The 19,294-nt window shown below is 65.6% G+C and carries 13 protein-coding genes; 7 read left to right on the forward strand and 6 right to left on the reverse strand.

Features of this window, described 5'->3' with window-relative positions:
* Positions 1-19 precede the first annotated feature (19 nt).
* Positions 20-958: a LysR family transcriptional regulator gene (locus LV475_RS08870; RefSeq protein WP_156573947.1), complete on the forward strand. Its 939-nt coding sequence runs from the start codon at positions 20-22 to the stop codon at positions 956-958.
* A 27-nt stretch (positions 959-985) separates the two neighbouring features.
* Here LV475_RS08870 and arsJ read toward each other — a convergent pair whose 3' ends face one another.
* The 6 genes from arsJ to LV475_RS08900 form a co-directional block, all read right to left on the reverse strand.
* Complete coding sequence (arsJ, locus tag LV475_RS08875; protein WP_250106151.1) at positions 986-2,227, reverse strand: organoarsenical effux MFS transporter ArsJ; 1,242 nt, start codon at positions 2,225-2,227, stop codon at positions 986-988.
* 10 nt (positions 2,228-2,237) lie between these two features.
* Positions 2,238-3,254 carry an ArsJ-associated glyceraldehyde-3-phosphate dehydrogenase gene (locus LV475_RS08880; protein ID WP_250106152.1) on the reverse strand — a complete coding sequence of 339 codons (1,017 nt, stop codon included), beginning with the start codon at positions 3,252-3,254 and terminating at the stop codon, positions 2,238-2,240.
* Positions 3,255-3,813: 559 nt separating this feature from the next.
* The gene (gene gloA / locus LV475_RS08885; RefSeq protein WP_250106153.1) at positions 3,814-4,197 is read right to left on the reverse strand and encodes a lactoylglutathione lyase; all 384 of its coding nucleotides are present in this window, start codon (positions 4,195-4,197) and stop codon (positions 3,814-3,816) included.
* 109 nt (positions 4,198-4,306) lie between these two features.
* On the reverse strand, positions 4,307-7,048 hold the full coding sequence (locus LV475_RS08890; RefSeq protein ID WP_250106154.1) for an EAL domain-containing protein: 2,742 nt from the start codon (positions 7,046-7,048) through the stop codon (positions 4,307-4,309).
* Positions 7,049-7,175: 127 nt separating this feature from the next.
* A complete protein-coding gene (locus tag LV475_RS08895; RefSeq protein ID WP_250106155.1) occupies positions 7,176-9,881 on the reverse strand; it encodes an EAL domain-containing protein in 2,706 nt (901 codons plus the stop codon).
* Positions 9,882-10,125: 244 nt separating this feature from the next.
* A complete protein-coding gene (locus tag LV475_RS08900) occupies positions 10,126-11,361 on the reverse strand; it encodes an argininosuccinate synthase (RefSeq protein ID WP_136866116.1) in 1,236 nt (411 codons plus the stop codon).
* A gap of 328 nt (positions 11,362-11,689) precedes the next feature.
* Between LV475_RS08900 and aceE the strand changes: the two genes are divergently transcribed.
* From aceE to LV475_RS08930, 6 genes are all read left to right on the forward strand, one after another.
* A complete protein-coding gene (gene aceE, locus LV475_RS08905) occupies positions 11,690-14,347 on the forward strand; it encodes a pyruvate dehydrogenase (acetyl-transferring), homodimeric type (protein WP_136866117.1) in 2,658 nt (885 codons plus the stop codon).
* A gap of 115 nt (positions 14,348-14,462) precedes the next feature.
* Positions 14,463-15,773: a dihydrolipoyllysine-residue acetyltransferase gene (aceF, locus tag LV475_RS08910; protein WP_136866118.1), complete on the forward strand. Its 1,311-nt coding sequence runs from the start codon at positions 14,463-14,465 to the stop codon at positions 15,771-15,773.
* Positions 15,774-15,783: 10 nt separating this feature from the next.
* The gene (gene lpdA / locus LV475_RS08915; RefSeq protein WP_156573959.1) at positions 15,784-17,553 is read left to right on the forward strand and encodes a dihydrolipoyl dehydrogenase; all 1,770 of its coding nucleotides are present in this window, start codon (positions 15,784-15,786) and stop codon (positions 17,551-17,553) included.
* Positions 17,554-17,580: 27 nt separating this feature from the next.
* Entirely contained in the window at positions 17,581-18,366 is a 786-nt protein-coding gene (locus LV475_RS08920) for a sulfite exporter TauE/SafE family protein (protein WP_231505733.1), read from the forward strand.
* Positions 18,367-18,419: 53 nt separating this feature from the next.
* Positions 18,420-18,914 carry a pantetheine-phosphate adenylyltransferase gene (gene coaD / locus LV475_RS08925; RefSeq protein ID WP_136866120.1) on the forward strand — a complete coding sequence of 165 codons (495 nt, stop codon included), beginning with the start codon at positions 18,420-18,422 and terminating at the stop codon, positions 18,912-18,914.
* Between the two features lie 93 nt (positions 18,915-19,007).
* A complete protein-coding gene (locus LV475_RS08930; RefSeq protein WP_136866121.1) occupies positions 19,008-19,256 on the forward strand; it encodes a YfhL family 4Fe-4S dicluster ferredoxin in 249 nt (82 codons plus the stop codon).
* Positions 19,257-19,294: the final 38 nt, after the last annotated feature.

Consider the following 19,294-nt stretch of genomic DNA (forward strand, 5'->3'; position numbering starts at 1 on the left):
CACGACGCGGAGAGACGCGATGAACCCCCTTCACCTCGATACCCAGCAACTGCTCACCTTTCTCGCCGTCGCCGAGACCGGGTCGTTCTCGTCGGCCGCCCTGCGGCTGCACATCAGCCAGCCGGCGGTATCCAAGCGACTCGCGCAGCTCGAAGACCGGCTGGGCTTCGCGCTGTTCGACCGGATGGGGCAGCGAGTCGTGCTGACCTACCGGGGCGAGCAACTGCTTCCGGCAGTGCGCGAGATGCAGAGCTGCCTGGACGACATCGTCACGGCCGCCGAGGTGAGTGGCGAGGCGCTCGGCGGCCGACTCGCGCTGTCGCTGAGCCACTACGCCGGCCTGCACCTGCTGCCCGGGGTGCTCGAGCGATTCTCGGAACGCTACCCGCAGGTGCTGCTGGATCTGAGTTTTCACGACTCCGAGCGGGCCATCGACCAGGTGGCCACTGGCGAAACCGCGCTGGCGTACGCCACCCTGCCGCCGCGGCTTGACGACCGCGTGCGCACCCGCGTGCTGTGGGAAGAAGTCATGCAACCGGTGGTCGCCCGCCGCCATTGTCCCGGCGGCATGCCGGCTGGCCTCGAGGCGATCGGCAAGCGCCTGCCGTTGATCCTGCCGGCCGAGGCGACCAGCACCCGCACGGCCATCGACCGCTGGCTCGACGACCGGCAATTACTGCCGCCGGCCATCATCGAGATCAACCAGCTCGACTCGATCGCGGTCCTTGCCGCCACCGGCGTTGGTTGGGCGGTGCTGCCGCCCACGCTGTTACGGGACGATCTGGTACGCCTGGACCTGGGCGACCCCGGGGGCAATGGCGACGATCGCTTGCCGCATCGACGCCTGGGAGAAATCACGCCGCTCGGTCGAGCGCCCCACCCGCTGGCCGAGGCGTTCAGTGAGCTGGTCGACGCCGCAGCCACTCTCCAGGGCCCGGCAGAGAACGTCGCTGACTGACGACACGATGGTGCGCGCGGAACGGCATCAGCCGGCTGGTGCCTCGTCGTGTGCGGTCTCGAGCGCGACCAGCCGGGTACTGATCAGCCCGGCGATCACCACGAAGGCCAAGGCAAAACCGAGGCTCCCGGCGATGCCCAGCCATTGGTAACTCGCCCCGGACAGCACAGTGCCCAGCAGGCGCCCGCCGGCGTTGGCCGCGTAGTAGAAGCCGACGTTCTGCGAGGCCTTCACGTCCGGCGAGTAGCGCAGCACGAGATAGGAATGCGTGGCCGAGTTGAGCGCGAACACGATGCCGAAGAACGCGAGACCCAGCGTGATGATCCAGCCGGCGGTCTGTCCGGAGGCGATTGCGAGCAGCAGCGCGGCCAGCGGCAGGACCAGCGCGAAGCTCCAGATCACGGCGGTGCGGGCGCCCGGCCCATTGCCATGACCCTCCCCCGGCTTGCGCCGGGCCCCGAGTAGCCACGGGGCGCTCGACTGGACCAGTCCGTAGCCGATCACCCACAGGGCCAGGTAGGCACCCACCCAGTGGAAATCCCAGCCGATCGAGACCAGGAACACCGGCAGCGCCACGACGAACCAAACATCCCGGGCACCGAACAGGAACAGGCGTGCCGCGGCCAGCCAGTTGATCAACGGTTCACGCGAGAACATCTGGCGGAAACCGGCCTTCTCCTTGATCGCACCGAAGCCGCCCGGCAACGTCAGGGTCATCAGGAAACCCGCGACCAGTACGGCGGCGAGCGCCCCCATCGCCCCCTGGAAGCCGACTGCGGCCAGCAGCACGGCCCCGAGAAAGAACCCCGCGCCCTTCAGGGCGTTCTTCGAGCCGGTGATCCACGCCACCCAGCGAAACAACTGCGCGTTGCCCTCGCGGGCCACCAGCTTGACCCCGGCCTTGGCCGACATCTTATTGAGGTCCTTCGCGATGCCGGACAACGCCTGCGCCAGCATCACGTAGGCCACCGTGAGCCAGGCATCGGGCACGGTGAGCATCAACAGCGCGACGATCTGCAGGCCGGTACCGAGCTGCATGGTTCGGTTCAGGCCGATGCGCGCCCCGAGCCATCCGCCCACCAGGTTGGTGACGATGCCGAAGAACTCGTAGAACAGGAACAGCATCGCGATGGCGAACGGCGAGTAGCCAAGCTGATAGAAATGCAGCACCACCAGCATGCGGATCGCCCCGTCGGTCAGGGTGAACAGCCAGTAGTTGCCGGTGATGGTCAGGTAATGGCGCAATGCCTGGGTCATGGCGAGTGGCATGGTTGGAGACTCAGGCCCGGCCGACCATCGAGACGAGCTCGACCAGTCGCTGGGCGTATCCCCATTCGTTGTCGTACCACGCCATGACCTTCACCAGTTCGTCGTCGATCACCATGGTCGAGGGGGCATCCACGATCGACGAGCGAGGGTCGTTGACGTAGTCGACGGAGACCAGCGGGCGGGTCTCGAAGCCGAGAATACCGGCCAGCGGGCCGCTCTCGGCCGCCGCACGCAGCAACTCGTTGACCTCCTCGGCGGTGGTGCCGCGCTCGGGGGTGAAGACGAAGTCGGTCAGCGAGGCGTTGAGCAGTGGCACCCGCACGGCCAGTCCGTTGAGACGGCCGTCGAGTTCAGGGAAGATCGCGCCGATCGCCTTGGCCGACCCGGTGGTAGTCGGCGACAGCGACATCGACGAGGCCCGGGCGCGGCGCCAGTCCTTGTCGCCCCTGTCGACCACCACCTGGGTGTTCGTCAGGTCGTGCATGGTGGTCATCGTGCCACGCTGGATGCCCAGCCCTTCGTGCAGCACCTTGACCACGGGTGCGAGGCAGTTGGTGGTGCAGGAGGCCGCCGTGACGACCCGGTGCCGGGTGGCGTCAAAGTGCTGGTGGTTCACGCCCATGACCATGTTGATCACGTCGGGGTGCTTGACCGGGGCTGCCACGGCCACGCGAGAGACGCCCTGCTCCAGGTGTGTCGTGATTTCGTCGAACTGGCGCCAGCGACCGGTCGACTCGATCACCACGTCGACGTTGGATCCGCGCCAATCGATCGTTTCGATGGACTCGCTTTGCGTGAAACGGATCTCCCGCCCGTCGAGCGCGAGCATGCCGCCCTCCCCGGCAAGGGAACGCGACCAGCGCCCGTGCACGGAGTCGAATTCGGTCAGGTGAGCCATGCAAGCGGCATCGGCGGCCGTCTCGTTGACGTGCACGACCTCCAGCTCGAGTTCCGGCCGATCGGCAAGCGCCCGGAACGCCAGGCGGCCAATCCGGCCAAAGCCGTTGATCCCTACACGGATGGTCATGTCGTCAAACTCCTGGTTGTGATCTAGGAAACGTTCCCGCACGCCGAGTCACAGGTTGCGCAAAGCCGCCCGGATCGACGGCTTTATATATGCGATACAAAGTATATTACGGCGATCCTAACCCGGGTTTATGACAAGAGGATGTCGTCCGGTTTCCGACCGCGTGGCGCGAACGCCCCATCGACGGGATCGATTCAGTGCCCGGCCGTGAGACCCATCCTGCCTTGCCCCGAAACCTGCCAATTTTCATGCCGTTTACGACGTCAAGATTTTGGCCTGAGTCGACCGGATTTCGACCCTCCGAAGTTTTTCACAGAAACTGTGGATAACTATGTGGAAGAACCCGAGAATCCACGGTCCCACAAGGCAGGAGACGTTGTTGGTCATTTTTTCGCCACATCCGCGCCCCGGGACTCAAACCCCTAAATAACAACGGGTTATCGCTTCCCCTTCCCTAACTGTCTGATTCGTCGTCCACGAAAAAGGCGCAACCGACGTTGCGCCCTCGTTGATGTGGAAAATACCGGCTGTCAACCCTTGACAGCGGTCATTTTTCCCTTCATTTCGCCCCGATCAATTCGATCGCGTAACCGTCCGGATCCGCGACGAAGGCGATGATGGTCGATCCGGCATTCATCGGGCCGGGTTCGCGCAGGATCTTGCCCCCTTTCTCGCGGATCTTTTCCGCCGCCGCATAGACGTCATCGACCTCGATCGCAATGTGCCCGTAGCCGTCACCGAGGTCGTACTGGTGATCACCCCAGTTGTAAGTGAGCTCGAGCACGGCCGTTTCGCTTTCTTCGCCGTAACCGACGAAGGCAAGCGTGAACTCCCCGGCCGGGTAATCCTGCTGGCGCAGAAGCTTCATGCCGAGTACGTCGGTGTAGAAGGCCAGCGACTTTTCCAGGTCACTGACGCGGATCATGGTGTGCAGAATGCGCATGATTCATCTCCACGGGTGGATTGGTGTCTTGAACAAGAGCGTGGGCGCGAGACTCTAGTCGATCCGCTCGATGCTTGCGAGTGCGGCCCCTGTCCCGATGAGCGCCTGTTCAGGACCTGATCAGTGGCGTGGGACGGTGCAGCAGGAAGCCCTGTACGTAGTCGACACCCACCTCGACCACCTTGTGGTACTGCTCGTCGGTCTCGACCCATTCGGCCACGGTTTGCGCCCCCATCACCCGCGAGACCTGGGCGATGGCCGCGACGATCACTGCGGCCACGGGATCGTGCGACAGGTCGTCGATCAATCGTCCGTCGATCTTGACGATGTCCGGGTTCAGGCGCCGCAGATACTCGAACGAGAGGAACCCTCCACCAAAGTCATCCAGGGCAAAGCGACAACCAATGCGACGCATCGCGCCGATCAGGCGCTCGGCCTGGTCGAGATTGAGGATCGCGGCGGTCTCCGTGATCTCGAAGATCACCCGAGCCGGGTCGACGCCCGATTCGCCCAGGGCCTGGCGAATGAAGTCGAGCATCTCGGGGTCCTGCACCGAATGGCCCGAGAGGTTGATGCTGACCGTGCCGGCCTCCGGGGCCTGTTGCGACAACCAGCGGCAACTCTGCCGAATCACCCAGCGGTCAATCTCGCCCATGGCGTGATGTTTCTCGGCGATCTCGATGTATTCGCTGGGAAACCGCATCCGGCCGTCGGCGTCAGTGACCCGAAGCAGCATTTCGTGGATCACGCCGCGAGCCGGGTCGACCGGGGCGATTCGCTGGGCCGCCAGGTCGAGCCGGTCCTCGGCGATGGCGGCCCGCAAGGCGTTGTAGCGCTCGATCTGCTGCTCGCGCTCCAGCAGTTCGGTGTCCTCGCCGGAAAACTGCACCACGCGGTCGCCGCCGAGCCGTTGGGCGCTCTGGCAGGCGCGCTCGGCATCCTCCAGGCGGCGCGAGGCCAGCAGGTCGTCACTGTCGATGCGCGTGACGCCCACACTGGCCTTCAGGCGCAGGTGCTCGTGCTCGTCCGGCAGACGGAAGGCGTGGATGATCTCGAGTACCTCGCGCGCGACCAGCATGCAGGTATCGCGGCTCGACAGCGGCATCCAGATGACGAACTCGTCCACCCCCATGCGCGCGAGGACCGCATCCGACGGCAGTTCCAGCGAGAAGTGGCTGGCCAGCGAGGAGAGAATGCGGTCCCCCAGCTCACGGCTACCGATCTCGTTGAGCAGGCGGAACTCGTCGAGATCGATCCAGACCAGGCAGCTTACATGGATCGGCTCGTTGCGCGGTGCCTTGCCCGGCATGGCCTGAGAGAGAAACTCCTCCATCGCCTCGCGATTGAGCACCCCGGTCAGGCGATCGTGCGTTGCGCGGTAGGTGAGCAAGGCATTTGCCGAGCGCAGATCCGTGACATCGAGCATGGAGACCAGCAACTGGGTGTCGCCCTCGTCGCCGTGCGCCTCCAGGCGGCTGATCTTCAGGTTGACGTCAAGACGCTGGTTGTCCCGCTCGATGACCCCATCGATCGATTGCGTTTCCCGCGTCTCGACACGCTCGACCAGGTCACCGAAGGCGCATTGCGGAGACAGTCCTTCGATCTGCAGGTTGAAGGCATCGCAGAACGCCCGCCCGCCCAACTGGCCCGTCAGTTCGGGCTGCGCGAAGGCCTCGACCGCGTGGTTGGTCAGCAGGATGCGACCCTCGGCATCCGTGAGCACCGCGCCGGTGTGCAGGCCGGAGAACGCCCGGCGCAGGCGGCGCTTTTCGGCGCCCAGGCGCCGGGTCGCACGCCGTGCCTGCCACGCGAACAGGGCAAGGACAACGGCGAGGATCAGCACCAGGTAGTGCCAGAAATGGCGCAGCAGGGAACCCAGCGACACCGGATCCGGCAACCACTTGTCGTGCAGGCGATCGACGATTGAGTAGTCCAGCGGGGTACGCCAGCCGGCAATCCGGCCATCCTCGGCGGCCGGCGCCTGTGCGGGCATGGCGATCAGCTGGCGGGCGACCCGGGCGGCAAGCCCTTCGGGGGCGTATTCGGTCGCGGCAAACGGCCATTCGGGGACCAGCGGCGTGTTGCTCGGGTAGGGAAAGCCCTCGCGTTTCGCCTCGCCGACGGGGACCAGTCGACTGTCGGGGTAGGCCTCGAGATAGCGCTGGAAGAAGCTCGCCCGAACCACGCCGGCGTGGGCGCGGCCGTCGAGCACCGCGTCGACCACCGCCTCCAGGGGCAATCCGGTGAATATCGGGGTGATCTCGTGTTCCACGTCGAGACCGGCGTGCTCCAGCGCCTGCATGCCGAGCAGCCAGCCACCCAGTGCGTTGGGGCTGGTGCCGGCAATCCGTGTACCCACCAGGTCGTCAAGCGCGGCAAACCCGGTTCCCTGACGCGTGAACACCACGGCACCGAACTGCTCGAGCTCACCGCCGTTCCCCCTGACCACCAAGGTCGCCAACGGCCAGATCGTGCCGAGCCGCGAGAGCTCCGAGTATTGCAGTGACTGGGTCAGCACGAAATCGAGCCGTCCCTGAACGAAGGCGTGGCGCAGTTCCGAAAGGAACAATGGCTCGATCTCGAATCGATACCCCGGATTGCGTTCGCTCAGGTAGTCGGCGGTTGCCTGCCAGCGGTTGACCGCCTCATCCTTGCCGGCATACGCGAGCACGCCCACACGGATCGAGGTTGCCGGTTTCTCGGTGCCGGCGGATTGGGCCACGACCGGGCCGGCGCCGAGCACCGCCAGGCCGACGACGAGCGCGGCAAGCAACCGGGCCAGCTTGTCCATCGGTGGCCCCGGAACACGCGCGGCCATCATCTGCAGCCAGTCCTTGCCGTTTCGCGGCATGCCAATCTCACCTTCCGTATCCTTTGATTGCCCCGCGCATTCGCGAGCGGTTTTTGGCGGGCACCGGCCTGGTCGCCTGCCCCACACGGAGAGAACCGTGCAAGGACGGGCCGGGGAAGCGTTGTCGTCAATCGGCCAGCGCCCGCTGCTCGAGGGCGAGCCGCGCGATCAACGGCTCGGGGCGATGCAGGAGATAGCCCTGCGCGAAATCCACGCCGATCGTTTCCAGCTGGGCCAGCGTGGCCGGGGTCTCGACCCATTCGCCCACGGTCCGCGCCCCCATCACGCGTGCCACCTCGTGGATCGACTCGACGATCACGGCGGCGACCGGGTCGTGCTCCAGGTCGGTGACCAGCTTGCCGTCGATCTTGACGATGTCGGGCTTGAGTCGACGCAGGAATTCGAACGAGATCAGCCCACCACCGAAGTCGTCCAGCGCCACCAGGCACCCGACGTCGCGTAGCGAGGCTATCAGTTCTGCCGCCTGATCGAAATTCGAGATCGCGGCCGTCTCGGTGATCTCGAAGCACAACCAGGTGGGGTCGATCTCGTTGCGACGCAGTTCCTCGCGCACGAACCCGATCAACTCGCCGTCCTGCATCGACTGGCCCGACAGGTTGATCGTGAGCCGTGCCGGTGGCTCACCGTTATCGGCCCGGTGGGCACGCAGTCCCTCGAGCGCCCGTCGAACAACCCAGCGGTCGATCTGGGGCATGAAGTTGAATCGCTCGGCCAGTTCGATCAGCGGCGCCGGCGAGCCGAGGTTGCCGGCCTCGTCGGCCAGGCGCAGCAGCACTTCCAGTCGTACGCCGGCCGTCTCCGCGGCGCCGATGGCGTGGATTTCCTGGGCATGGAGCACGAAACGATCCTGCTCGACCGCCTGCTTGAGCCGGTTGAGCTCGGCGAAATCCGATTGACGCAGGGAGCGTTCGGCCCCACTTTCCTCGAATACCACCAGGCGATTGCCACCCAGTTTCTGCGCGGTCATACAGGCGGATTCGGCTTCCTCGATGACGGTTTCCGCGTTGTAGTTGCCGCCGGCGGCCAACTGACGGACACCGATGCTGGCCGAGGTGCGTAGCGCCCGCCCCTCGCCATCGAGGCGAAAATCCCGGATCGCCTGCAGGATACGCTCCGGCCAGCTGCCGGCCTCGGCGCCCCTGAGAAAGATTCCGAACTCGTCGCCGCCCACGCGGCCGACCGGGGTGTTCGCCGGCAGCACCACCCGCAGGTAGCCGGCCAGGCGGCGGACCAGCTCGTCGCCCATGCGGTGGGAGCCGCCCTCGTTGACCAGGCGGAAATGGTCCAGGTCCAGCCACAGCAGGATGCCCTCCTCGATCGACCGGGTGGCGTCGTCGGGATGCAGCAGGCCGCGGATCTTCTCGAGGAAGTGCCGGCGCGTCATCAGGCCGGTCAGTTCGTCGTGCGTGGCGCGGTAAGCCAGTTGTCGACTGGTTTCGTCGAGTTCGGTGATGTCCATCATCGAGACGACCAGGCGCCGGGTGGGCTCGCCGGCCGAGTCCATGCGGGCAACGGTCAGGTTGAGCACCCGCCGGGGTTGACCGTGGGCAAGTATCACGGCGTATTCCATCCACTGGCGGGTGGCGAGTTGTTCCAGCATGCCCACCAGCGAGAAGTCATGGTTGTCGTGGCGCAACATCAGGGCGAAGACGTCGGTCAGCCGTTGACCCATCGCCGTGTCGGCGTCGCACCCCTCGGGCAGCAGCCGCTCGGCCGACGGGTTGAGAAACTGGATGCACCCTTCCCCGTCCAGCGTGATCACGGCATCGTGCATCGCCGTCAGGGCGGCGCGGTGCTCGCGCTCCCGGCGTGCCAGCAATTGCCGGGCACGCCATTGCTGCCAGAGCAGGAGCGACAACACCGCACTGAGCGCAACCGGCACCACCCACCAGTGCGCGCGCAACCAGTCGACCACGCTCACCGGCGGCGTCAACCAGCGATCGGCAAGCGACTGGAGGCCGCTGTAGTCCGCCGGTTCGGACCAGCCGGACAGGTTCGCCGCCCGCATGGGTGCCGACTCGGTCGGCATCGCCAGGAGCGCTGCCCGCACCTGCTCGCGCAACGGCGCCTCGGCGCGCGAGGTGGCGGCAAGCGGCCATTGCGGCACCAGTCGCGTGGACAGGGGGTGGGCATAGCCCGGCTCGCTGATCCGATTGAGGACGGTGAAGGTCTCCGGCCCGTATCGTCCGGCCTCGATCTCGCGGGTGAGCACGTCGGCCCGCACGATACCCGCATCGGCCCGACCGGCGGCGACCGCGCCGAGCACGTTGCGCATCGGCAGGCCAACGTACAGTGGCAGAATGTCCGCCTCGATGGACAGCCCCGCCCGCTCGATCTCCTCCACGCCCAGAATCCAGGCGCCGAGCGCGTTGGGTGCGACCCCCGCGACGATCGCCCCCTGCAGATCGGCCAGATCCTGGATTTGCTCGCGATCGCTCAACCGCACGATCGCCGAGCCGAAGCGATTGCTCGGGCTGCCCGCCCCGTTGACCACCCGGGTGGCCAGGGCCTCGAGCCGGTAGTCGGCGCGCAACTGGACGAATTGCAGCGGTTGCAAGTGAACGAAGTGCAGCTCGTCCTGGCGAACCGCTCGGGCCACCTCCTGCAGGTAGAGCGGTCGAATCTCGAACCGCGTCCCGTCGATCCGGTCGCTGAGAAAATCGGCGGTCGGGTTCCAGCGCGCCTGCGCCTCCTCCTTGCTGGTGATGGTGAGCACACCGATCGTGATCAACCGATCCTCGCTCGCCCAGGCCTGGGCGAGTGCCGCCGTCGGCCCGCCCAGCAGCAGGAAAGCGGTTAGCAGGAGTGCCATGGCGTGTCGCGCCCGCGAGGCGAACCGGCAAGCCGGACCGCGGACATGAAAAAGGCGGGACGTGACCCACGTCACGACCCGCCCTTTCGGCGAATGCGCCTCATTGGCGCCGAACTTCCTGCGGTTTGCCACACGCTGCATGCCAGACATCCCTTGCCTGTGAAACACACCCTTGCGGGGTCGGGGCGGCTCGTCCCTCGCGCCCGCCCCCGGGGTTGTCACCGGGATGCGGCGGGGCATTAACTCAGCCTCGGCGGCCGGCCTTCGCGCCGATGCGCAGGCGCAGGGCGTTGAGCTTGATGAAGCCCTCGGCATCGCGTTGGTCATAGGCACCGGCGTCGTCCTCGAAGGTAGCGATGGCCGGGTCGAACAGGCTGTTGTCCGACTGGCGCCCCGCCACAATCACGTTGCCCTTGTACAGGCGCAGACGCACGTCACCATTGACGTTGGCCTGGGTCGCGTCGATGGCCTTTTGCAGCATCTCGCGCTCCGGGGCGAACCAGTACCCGTTGTACACCAACTCGGCGTACTTGGGCATCAGTTCGTCCTTCATGTGGGCCTCGCCACGGTCGAGCGTCAGCGACTCGAGTGCCCGGCGAGCCTTGAGGAGAATCGTGCCGCCCGGGGTCTCGTAGCAGCCGCGCGACTTCATGCCGACGTAGCGGTTCTCGACCATGTCGAGACGGCCGATGCCGTTGGCGCCACCCAGCTGGTTGAGCTTGAGGAGCAGTTCGGCCGGCGAGAGCTTCTCGCCGTTGATCGAGACCGGGTCGCCCTTCTCGAAGCCGATGACGATCTCGGTGGCCTCGTCCGGGGCACGCTCGGGGCTGACCGACCAGCGCCACATTTCCTCTTCCGGCTCCCACCACGGGTCCTCGAGGTTGCCGCCCTCGTAGGAGATGTGCAGCAGGTTGGCGTCCATCGAGTACGGCGACTTCTTGCCGGCCGCGGCGAAATCGACCGGGATGTCGCGACTCTCTGCGTAGTTCATCAGCTTCTCGCGGGAGTTGAGATCCCACTCGCGCCACGGGGCGATCACCTGGATCTCCGGGTTGAGCGCGTAGGCGTTGAGCTCGAAGCGCACCTGGTCGTTGCCCTTGCCGGTGGCACCGTGGGCGACGGCATCCGCGCCGGTCTCGCGGGCGATGTCGACCAGACGCTTGGCGATCAGCGGGCGGGCGATCGAGGTGCCCAGCAGGTACTCGCCCTCGTAGATGGCGTTGGCGCGGAACATCGGAAAGACGTAGTCACGGACGAAGGTCTCGCGGAGATCGTCGATGTAGATCTCCTTGACGCCCATCTTCTCGGCCTTCTCGCGTGCCGGGTCGAGTTCCTCGCCCTGCCCCAGGTCCGCGGTGAAGGTGACCACTTCGCAGTCGTAGGTCTCTTCCAGCCACTTGAGGATCACCGAGGTGTCCAGGCCGCCGGAGTAGGCCAGAACCACCTTGCCGAGCTTCTTGGGGGCCGCGGGATTGCTCATCAGAACTCCTGATATCGATTTGTGTTTGCGATGTGCGTGGCACGTGATCGCGCCATTATATAGACACCGCCGCGCCTTGACAGGGCATAGGGTTTTTCAATCCCCCGATTACACCACCACGAGCGGCGTCAATACGGCACTCGCCGCGCCACGGGGGGGCTGACAAAACGGCGTGAAACGGCTTGCCCGTGCGCTCGAACATAGGAAATCGTGACGGAATCGCGCATAATGAGGCGCAAATTTAGGTCCGGTGCGACCATCGAAACCCCGCCCTGACGCGGTTTGCGAGGATTTCGAACGCACCCAACGACAGCTTTGAGGAGTGCTTGTGACCGATTACATCGATCAGGATCCGCAGGAAACCCGGGAATGGCTTGACGCGCTCGAGGCGGTCGTCAGCTTCGAAGGCACGGAAAAGGCCCGACACTTGATCGGCCACATGATCGAGCTGGCGCGCCAGCACGGCATCGACACCCCGTACGCCGCCACCACCCCGTACATCAACACCATCCCGCCCGAAGACGAGCCGCAGTACCCCGGCGACCGTCAGATCGAGCAGCGCCTGCGCGCCCTGATCCGCTGGAACGCGATGGCGATCGTGGTGCGAGCCAACAAGGAAAACTCGGTCGGGGGCCACATCGCCTCCTACCAGTCCAGCGCGACCATGTACGAGGTCGGCCTCAACCACTTCTTCAAGGGCCACGACCACCCGGAAGGCGCCGACATGGTGTTCTTCCAGGGGCACGTGGCCCCGGGCATGTACGCCCGGGCCTTCCTCGAGGGACGGATCACCGAGGAGCAGCTGCTCAACTTCCGCCAGGAGGCACACAAGGACGGGCTGAGCTCCTACCCGCACCCCTGGCTGATGCCCGACTTCTGGCAGTTCCCGACCGTCTCCATGGGCCTCGGCCCGCTGATGGCGATCTACCAGGCGCGCTTCATGAAGTACATGGACGCGCGCGGCTTCGGCAAGGTCAACAGCCGCAAGGTCTACGCCTTCCTCGGTGACGGCGAGATGGACGAGCCGGAATCCCTGGGCGCGATCGGCCTGGCCGTGCGCGAGAAGCTCGACAACCTGGTCTTCGTGGTAAACGCCAACCTGCAGCGCCTCGACGGCCCGGTACGCGGCAACGGCAAGATCATCCAGGAACTCGAGGGCAGCTTCCGCGGTGCCGGCTGGAACGTCATCAAGGTCATCTGGGGCCCGGGCTGGGACGAGCTGCTCGCCCGCGACAAGTCGGGCAAGCTGATCCAGCGCATGATGGAAGTCCCCGACGGCGAATACCAGGCCTACAAGGCGAAGGACGGCGGCTTCGTGCGCGAGCACTTCTTCGGCAAGTACCCGGAGACCGCCGAGCTGGTCAAGAACATGACCGACGACGAGATCTTCTCGCTCACCCGCGGCGGCCACAGCCCGCGCAAGATGTACGCGGCCTACAAGGCGGCCAACGATTGCAAGGGCAAGCCCACCGTCATCATCGCCAAGACCATCAAGGGCTACGGCATGGGCCCGTTCGGCGAAGGTGCGATGACGGCCCACCAGCAGAAGAAGCTCGACAACGAAGGCCTCAAGTACTTCCGCGATCGCTTCGGCCTGCCGATCTCCGACGAGCAGCTGGAAAAGGACGTTCCGTTCTACAAGCCGGACGACAGCCACGAGCTGATCAAGTACATGAACGAGCGACGCAAGGACCTGGGCGGCTACCTGCCTGCCCGCGTCGATCGGGCCGAGTCGATCCCGGCGCCGGACCTCAAGGCGTTCGACATGATCCTCAAGGGCACCGGCGAGCGCGAGATGTCCTCGACCATGCTCTTCGGTCGTATCCTCGCGATGATCCTGCGCGACAAGAAGCTCGGCAAGCGCGTGGTGCCCATCATCCCGGACGAGGCCCGGACCTTCGGCCTCGAGGGCCTGTTCCGCCAGGTGGGCATCTACGACCCGGCCGGTCAGCTCTACGAGCCGGTCGATGCCGACCAGGTTGCCTGGTACAAGCAGGCGGCCAACGGCCAGGTGCTGCAGGAAGGCATCAACGAGGCCGGTTCCATGTCCTCCTGGCTGGCCGCGGCGACCGCCTACGCCAACTACGGCGAGGCAATGGTGCCCTTCTACATCTACTACTCGATGTTCGGCTATCAGCGCATCGGGGATCTGGCCTGGCTGGCTGGCGACATCCGAGCGCGCGGCTTCCTGATCGGTGCGACCGCCGGTCGGACCACGCTCGAGGGCGAGGGCCTGCAGCACAACGACGGCCACAACATCATGATGTTCTCCGCCGTACCGAGCTGCCGCGTCTATGACCCGACCTACGGCTACGAGATGGCGATCATTATTCGTGATGGCCTCAAGGCGATGGTCGAGGAGAAGCAGGATTGCTACTACTACATCACGGCGATGAACGAGAACTACTCGCACCCGGCCATGCCCGAGGATGTCGAGGAAGGGGTTCTCAAGGGCGCCTACCGCCTGCGCGAGAGCAAGAAGAAGCTCAAGAACCGGGTGCAGCTGATGGGCTCCGGTACCATCCTGCGCGAGGCCGAGGCCGCCGCCGTCATGCTCGAGGACGAGTGGAAGGTCGCCGCCGACGTCTGGTCGGCCACGAGCTTCACCGAGCTGGCCCGTGAAGGCCAGGCCTGCGAGCGTCACAACCGCCTGCATCCGGACGCGGATCCCAAGACGCCGTACATCACCACGGCACTCGCCGAGCGCGAGGCCCCGGTGATCGCGGCCACCGACTACATCCAGGCTTACCCGGACCAGATCCGTCGCTTCGTGCCCGGCTCGTACACCACCCTGGGTACCGACGGTTACGGCCGCTCCGATACCCGGGCGGCACTGCGCCGGTTCTTCGAGGTCGACGCCGCGCACATCGTGGTCGCCGCGCTCAAGTCGCTGGCCGACGAGGGCAGCATCCCGGCATCCAAGGTCGGCGAGGCGATCAAGAAGTACGGCATCGATCCGGACTGCGCCCCGCCGATCGAGCGCTAAGACCCGCCACGCCCGCCATCGGTGACCGAATGGTCGGCCGGTGGCATGGCCCCATTCGATCCGACGCCTGCAGGACCTTGCGGGCGCGCATGCAACCTTTCATGGAGACAGGCTGATGGCCATCAAGTCGATCACCCTCCCCGACATCGGCAACTACGACAACACCCCCGTCATCGAGGTGCTGGTCTCGCCCGGTGACCGGGTCGAAAAGGAAGACTCGCTGATCACGCTGGAGTCCGACAAGGCCACGATGGAGATCCCGTCCCCCTACACGGGCGAGATCAAGAAGGTATTGGTCAAGGTCGACGACACCCTCAACCAGGGCGACCTGATCGCCGAGATCGAGGCCGACGACGAGGCTGAGGCGCCGGCGGCCGAGGAAAAGCCGGCCGAGGAGCCGGCATCCGAGGCACCTGCCGAGCAGAAGCCGGCCGAGCCGGAAACGCCGGCACCGGCTGCCGAAAAGGCTCCTGAACCGGCCGCCCCGGCTGCCGCTCCGGTCAATCGCCAGAGTGCCGGCGCAAAGTCACACGCTAGCCCGTCGGTGCGCCTGTTCGCTCGCAAGCTGGGCGTGGATCTCGCCAACGTAACCGGCACTGGCCCCAAGGGGCGGATCCGGCAGGAGGACGTCGAGGGCGCGATCAAGAAGGTGATGGAAGGCGTGGCCAAGGGCGGTGCCGCCACCGGGGCCGGCATCCCGCCCCTGCCGGAGATCGACTTCTCGCAGTTCGGCGAGATCGAGGAGCGTCCGCTCTCCCGGATCAAGAAGCTCTCGGGCAAGCACCTGTCGACCGCGTGGCTCAACATCCCGCACGTCACCCAGTTCGACGAGACCGACATCACCGAGCTCGAGGCCTTCCGCAAGTCGCTGAAGCCGCGGGCCGAGAAGGCCGGTATCAAGATGACGCCGCTGGTGTTCGTGTTGAAGGCGCTGGCGCACGTGCTGCGGGAATTCCCCAACATGAACGCCTCGCTCGCCCCGGACGGCGAGCACCTGATCGTCAAGAAGTACATCAACCTGGGCGTGGCCGTGGATACCCCGAACGGCCTGGTCGTGCCGGTGGTCCGCGACGTCGACCAGAAGGGCATCTTCGAGCTCTCCGAGGAACTCATGGAGATTTCGGCACGCGCCCGTGACGGCAAGCTCACCGGGGCCGACCTCTCCGGCGGTACCTTCTCGGTCTCCAGCCTCGGCGGGATTGGCGGCACGCAGTTCACGCCGATCGTCAACGGGCCGGAAGTCGGGATCCTGGGGGTTTCCAAGGCCAGCATGCAGCCGGTCTGGAACGGCTCGGAGTTCGAGCCGCGCCTGATGCTGCCGCTGGCCCTTTCCTACGATCACCGCGTCATCGATGGCGCCGAGGGCGCGCGGTTCATGACCACGCTCTCGCGCACGCTCACCGATCTTCGCGAACTGATGCTGTAAGGAGCGCCGGATGACCATCGAAACCATCAACCTGCCCGACATCGGCAACTTTGACGAAGTCGAGATCATCGAGGTGCTGGTCGAGGCCGGCGACACCGTCGAGGCCGAGGACTCGCTGATCACTCTCGAGACCGACAAGGCCACCATGGAGATCCCGGCCCCGGCCGCCGGCACGATCACCGAGATGCTGGTCGGCGTGGGCGACAAGGTGAGCACGGGCAAGCCGATCGCCAAGTACGAGCCGGCCGCCGGCGGCACCGGCGAGTCGAGCGACAGCGCCGATGCGCCCGCCGAGCAAGCGTCTGGCAGCGAAGACGAGGCGTCCTCCCCTGCCCCGGCCGCCGCTGCCGCCACCGACGAGAAGGCGGACGTCGAGTGCGAGGTCTGCGTACTCGGCTCCGGCCCGGGCGGTTACACCGCTGCCTTCCGCGCCGCGGATCTGGGCAAGACGGTGGTGCTGATCGAGCGCTACCCGGTCATCGGTGGCGTCTGCCTGAACGTCGGTTGCATCCCGTCCAAGGCCCTGCTGCACGTCTCCGAGGTCCTAAACGAGACCCGCTCGATGAGCGACCACGGGGTCACCTTCGCCGAGCCCAAGATCGATCTCGACAAGCTGCGCGGCTTCAAGGAAAAGACCATCAAGAAGCTAACCGGCGGGCTCGAGGCCCTGGCCAAGCAGCGCAAGGTCCAGATCGTGCGCGGCTACGGCCGTTTCGTCGATCCCCACCACGTCAAGGTGGTCGACGACGAGGGCAATGAGACGCTGGTGCGCTTCGAGCATTCCGTCATCGCCGCCGGCTCGCAGCCGGTAAAGCTGCCGTTCATTCCGCACGACGACCCGCGCGTGATGGATTCCACCGACGCCCTCGAGCTCGAGGAAGTACCGGGCAAGATGCTGGTGATCGGCGGCGGCATCATCGGTCTGGAAATGGCCCAGGTCTACGATTCGCTCGGTGCCGAGATCTCCATCGTCGAGCTGGCCGACACCATCATCCCGGGGGCCGACAAGGACCTGACGCGTCCGCTGCTGAAGATCCTCAAGAAGCGCTACAAGGACATCTTCCTGGGCGCGAAGGTGACCAACGTCGAGGCGAAGAAGGACGGTCTGCACGTCACCTTCGAGGGCAAGAAGACGCCGGAAACGGCTGTTTTCGATCGCATTCTCGTCGCCGTCGGTCGTGCTCCCAACGGCAAGAAGATCGATGCCGAGAAGGCCGGCGTGTCGGTCGACGAACGCGGCTTTATCGCCGTCGACGAACGCCAGCGGACCAATGTCGAGCACATCCACGCCATCGGCGACGTGGTCGGCCAGCCGATGCTGGCCCACAAGGCGGTGCACGAGGGCAAGGTGGCCGCCGAGGTCATCTGCGGCCTGCCGTCGGCCTTCACCCCGATGGGCATCCCCAGTGTCGCCTACACCGACCCCGAGGTCGCCTGGGCTGGCAAGACCGAGGAAGAGCTCAAGGCCGAGGGCGTCGAGTACGAGAAAGGCGCCTTCCCCTGGGCGGCCTCAGGCCGTTCGCTCAGCCTTGGCCGGGACGAGGGGCTGACCAAGGCCCTGTTCTGCAAAGAAACGCATCGTCTCCTCGGTGCCGGCATCGTGGGGCCGAACGCCGGCGAGCTGGTCGCGGAGGCCATGCTGGCCATCGAGATGGGCGCGGACATGGCCGATATCGGCCTGACCATCCACCCGCACCCCACCCTGTCGGAGACGCTCGGTTTTGCCGCCGAGATGGCCGAAGGCACGATCACGGACCTGTTGCCGCCCAAGAAACGCTGATCGGGCGCCGGCAAAGGGAGAAGGCCAGTGGAATACCTGTTGTTCGCCATCCTGGGGATGGTCGGTGGCGTGGCCGCCGGCCTGCTCGGCATCGGTGGCGGGCTGATCATGGTGCCGGTGCTGCTGATGATCTTTCCGACCATCGGCATCAGCGGTCCCCACCTGGTGCATATCGCGATCGGCACCTCGCTCGCCGCGATCGTCTTTGCCTCGATCACCTCGGTCTACAGTCACCACCGTCACGGTGGCGTGCTGTGGGGGGTATTCGCGCGTTTCGCCCCCGGGATGGCCCTGGGCGCGATCCTCGGCTCGACCGTGGCCCACTACCTGCCCGGTGACGTGCTGAAGATCGTGTTCGGGGTGCTCGAAATCGCGGTCGCGCTACAGATGGCCTTCGGCAAGACCCCGCCGGCGAGTCGGCAACTCCCCGGGATCGTGCCGCTGACCGGGGTGTCGAGCACCTTCGGGGCGATCGCCTCGATCATGGGCATGGGCGGCGGCGCCATGACCACGCCGTTCTTCCTCTACTGCAACATCACGGCGCGCAACGCGATTGCCACCAGCGCCTCGTTGACCCTGCCCACCGCGCTGTTCGGGGCGGCCGGCTACGTGGTCAGTGGCTGGACCATCGAGGGCCTGCCCGAGATGACGGCCGGTTACGTCTACCTGCCGGCACTGATCGGGATCGCGGTGTTCTCGGTGCTTTTCGCCCCCATCGGTGCCAAACTCGCGCAGATACTGCCGGCCCGGACGCTAAAGCGCATCTTCGCCTTCGTCCTAATGGGACTGGGCGTGCACATGATCCTCGCCTGAGCCGAGCCGACACCGATTTGCTCTTGACCTCGACACCCTTGGGGGGCCTGCATATGACAGCCAGCAAACGCATCGCGGTCTACCCGGGCACCTTCGACCCGATCACCTTTGGGCACGTCGATCTCGCGCATCGCGCCGCCCGCCTGTTCGACGAGGTGATCGTCGCCGTGGCTGGCGACTCGGGCAAGCGCACCCTCTTTCCGCTCGATAAACGTCGCTCACTGGCGGAACAGGCGATTGGTGAGAGTGACGGCAAGATTCGGGTGGCATCCTTCGACGGCCTGCTGGTCGAATTTGCCCAGGAAGTCGGTGCCACCGCCCTGGTGCGAGGCCTGCGGGCAGTCAGTGATTTCGAGTACGAGATCCAGTTGGCCGCCATCAACCGTCGGTTGAACAGCGAGCTGGAGACGGTGTTCCTCTCCCCGGCCGAGGATCTTGGTTTCATCTCCTCGAGTATCGTGCGGGAGCTCGCCCGACTCGGCGGCGACGTGGCCGATTTCGTCCCGCCGGCCGTGGTCGAGGCACTTGCCGACATTAACCGAGCGTGACACTGCGAAATTTGCCGGTCCGGCGCACCAAAGCCGGGTTTAGCTGTTATCCTATGCGGCATTAACCGACGAGATACTTGGGGAGGATTCCGCATGTCCCTGCTGATTACCGACGAATGCATCAACTGCGACGTCTGCGAGCCGGAATGCCCGAACGGCGCCATTTCCCAGGGTGACGAGATCTACGAGATCGCACCCAACCTGTGCACCGAGTGCGTGGGTCACTATGACGAGCCTCAGTGCGTTGAGGTCTGCCCGGTCGACTGCATCATCACCGACCCGGACAACGAAGAGACCGAAGACCAGCTGATGGACAAGTACCATCAGCTTACCGGCAGCTGATCCGGCTCCTGGCCCCAGGGGGCGATCGAGGAAACGCA

It is taken from the genome of Guyparkeria hydrothermalis, from assembly GCF_023555375.1.
GTDB classification, from domain to species: Bacteria; Pseudomonadota; Gammaproteobacteria; order Halothiobacillales; family Halothiobacillaceae; genus Guyparkeria; species Guyparkeria hydrothermalis.

Excerpts from the sequence above, each read along its gene's own strand:
- LV475_RS08870 (WP_156573947.1), top strand. The coding sequence starts at position 20 with ATGAACCCCCTTCACCTCGATACCCAGCAACTGCTCACCTTTCTCGCC.
- arsJ (WP_250106151.1), bottom strand. The coding sequence starts at position 2,227 with ATGCCACTCGCCATGACCCAGGCATTGCGCCATTACCTGACCATCACC.
- LV475_RS08880 (WP_250106152.1), bottom strand. The coding sequence starts at position 3,254 with ATGACCATCCGTGTAGGGATCAACGGCTTTGGCCGGATTGGCCGCCTG.
- gloA (WP_250106153.1), bottom strand. The coding sequence starts at position 4,197 with ATGCGCATTCTGCACACCATGATCCGCGTCAGTGACCTGGAAAAGTCG.
- LV475_RS08890 (WP_250106154.1), bottom strand. The coding sequence starts at position 7,048 with ATGCCGCGAAACGGCAAGGACTGGCTGCAGATGATGGCCGCGCGTGTT.
- LV475_RS08895 (WP_250106155.1), bottom strand. The coding sequence starts at position 9,881 with ATGGCACTCCTGCTAACCGCTTTCCTGCTGCTGGGCGGGCCGACGGCG.
- LV475_RS08900 (WP_136866116.1), bottom strand. The coding sequence starts at position 11,361 with ATGAGCAATCCCGCGGCCCCCAAGAAGCTCGGCAAGGTGGTTCTGGCC.
- aceF (WP_136866118.1), top strand. The coding sequence starts at position 14,463 with ATGGCCATCAAGTCGATCACCCTCCCCGACATCGGCAACTACGACAAC.
- lpdA (WP_156573959.1), top strand. The coding sequence starts at position 15,784 with ATGACCATCGAAACCATCAACCTGCCCGACATCGGCAACTTTGACGAA.
- coaD (WP_136866120.1), top strand. The coding sequence starts at position 18,420 with ATGACAGCCAGCAAACGCATCGCGGTCTACCCGGGCACCTTCGACCCG.
- LV475_RS08930 (WP_136866121.1), top strand. The coding sequence starts at position 19,008 with ATGTCCCTGCTGATTACCGACGAATGCATCAACTGCGACGTCTGCGAG.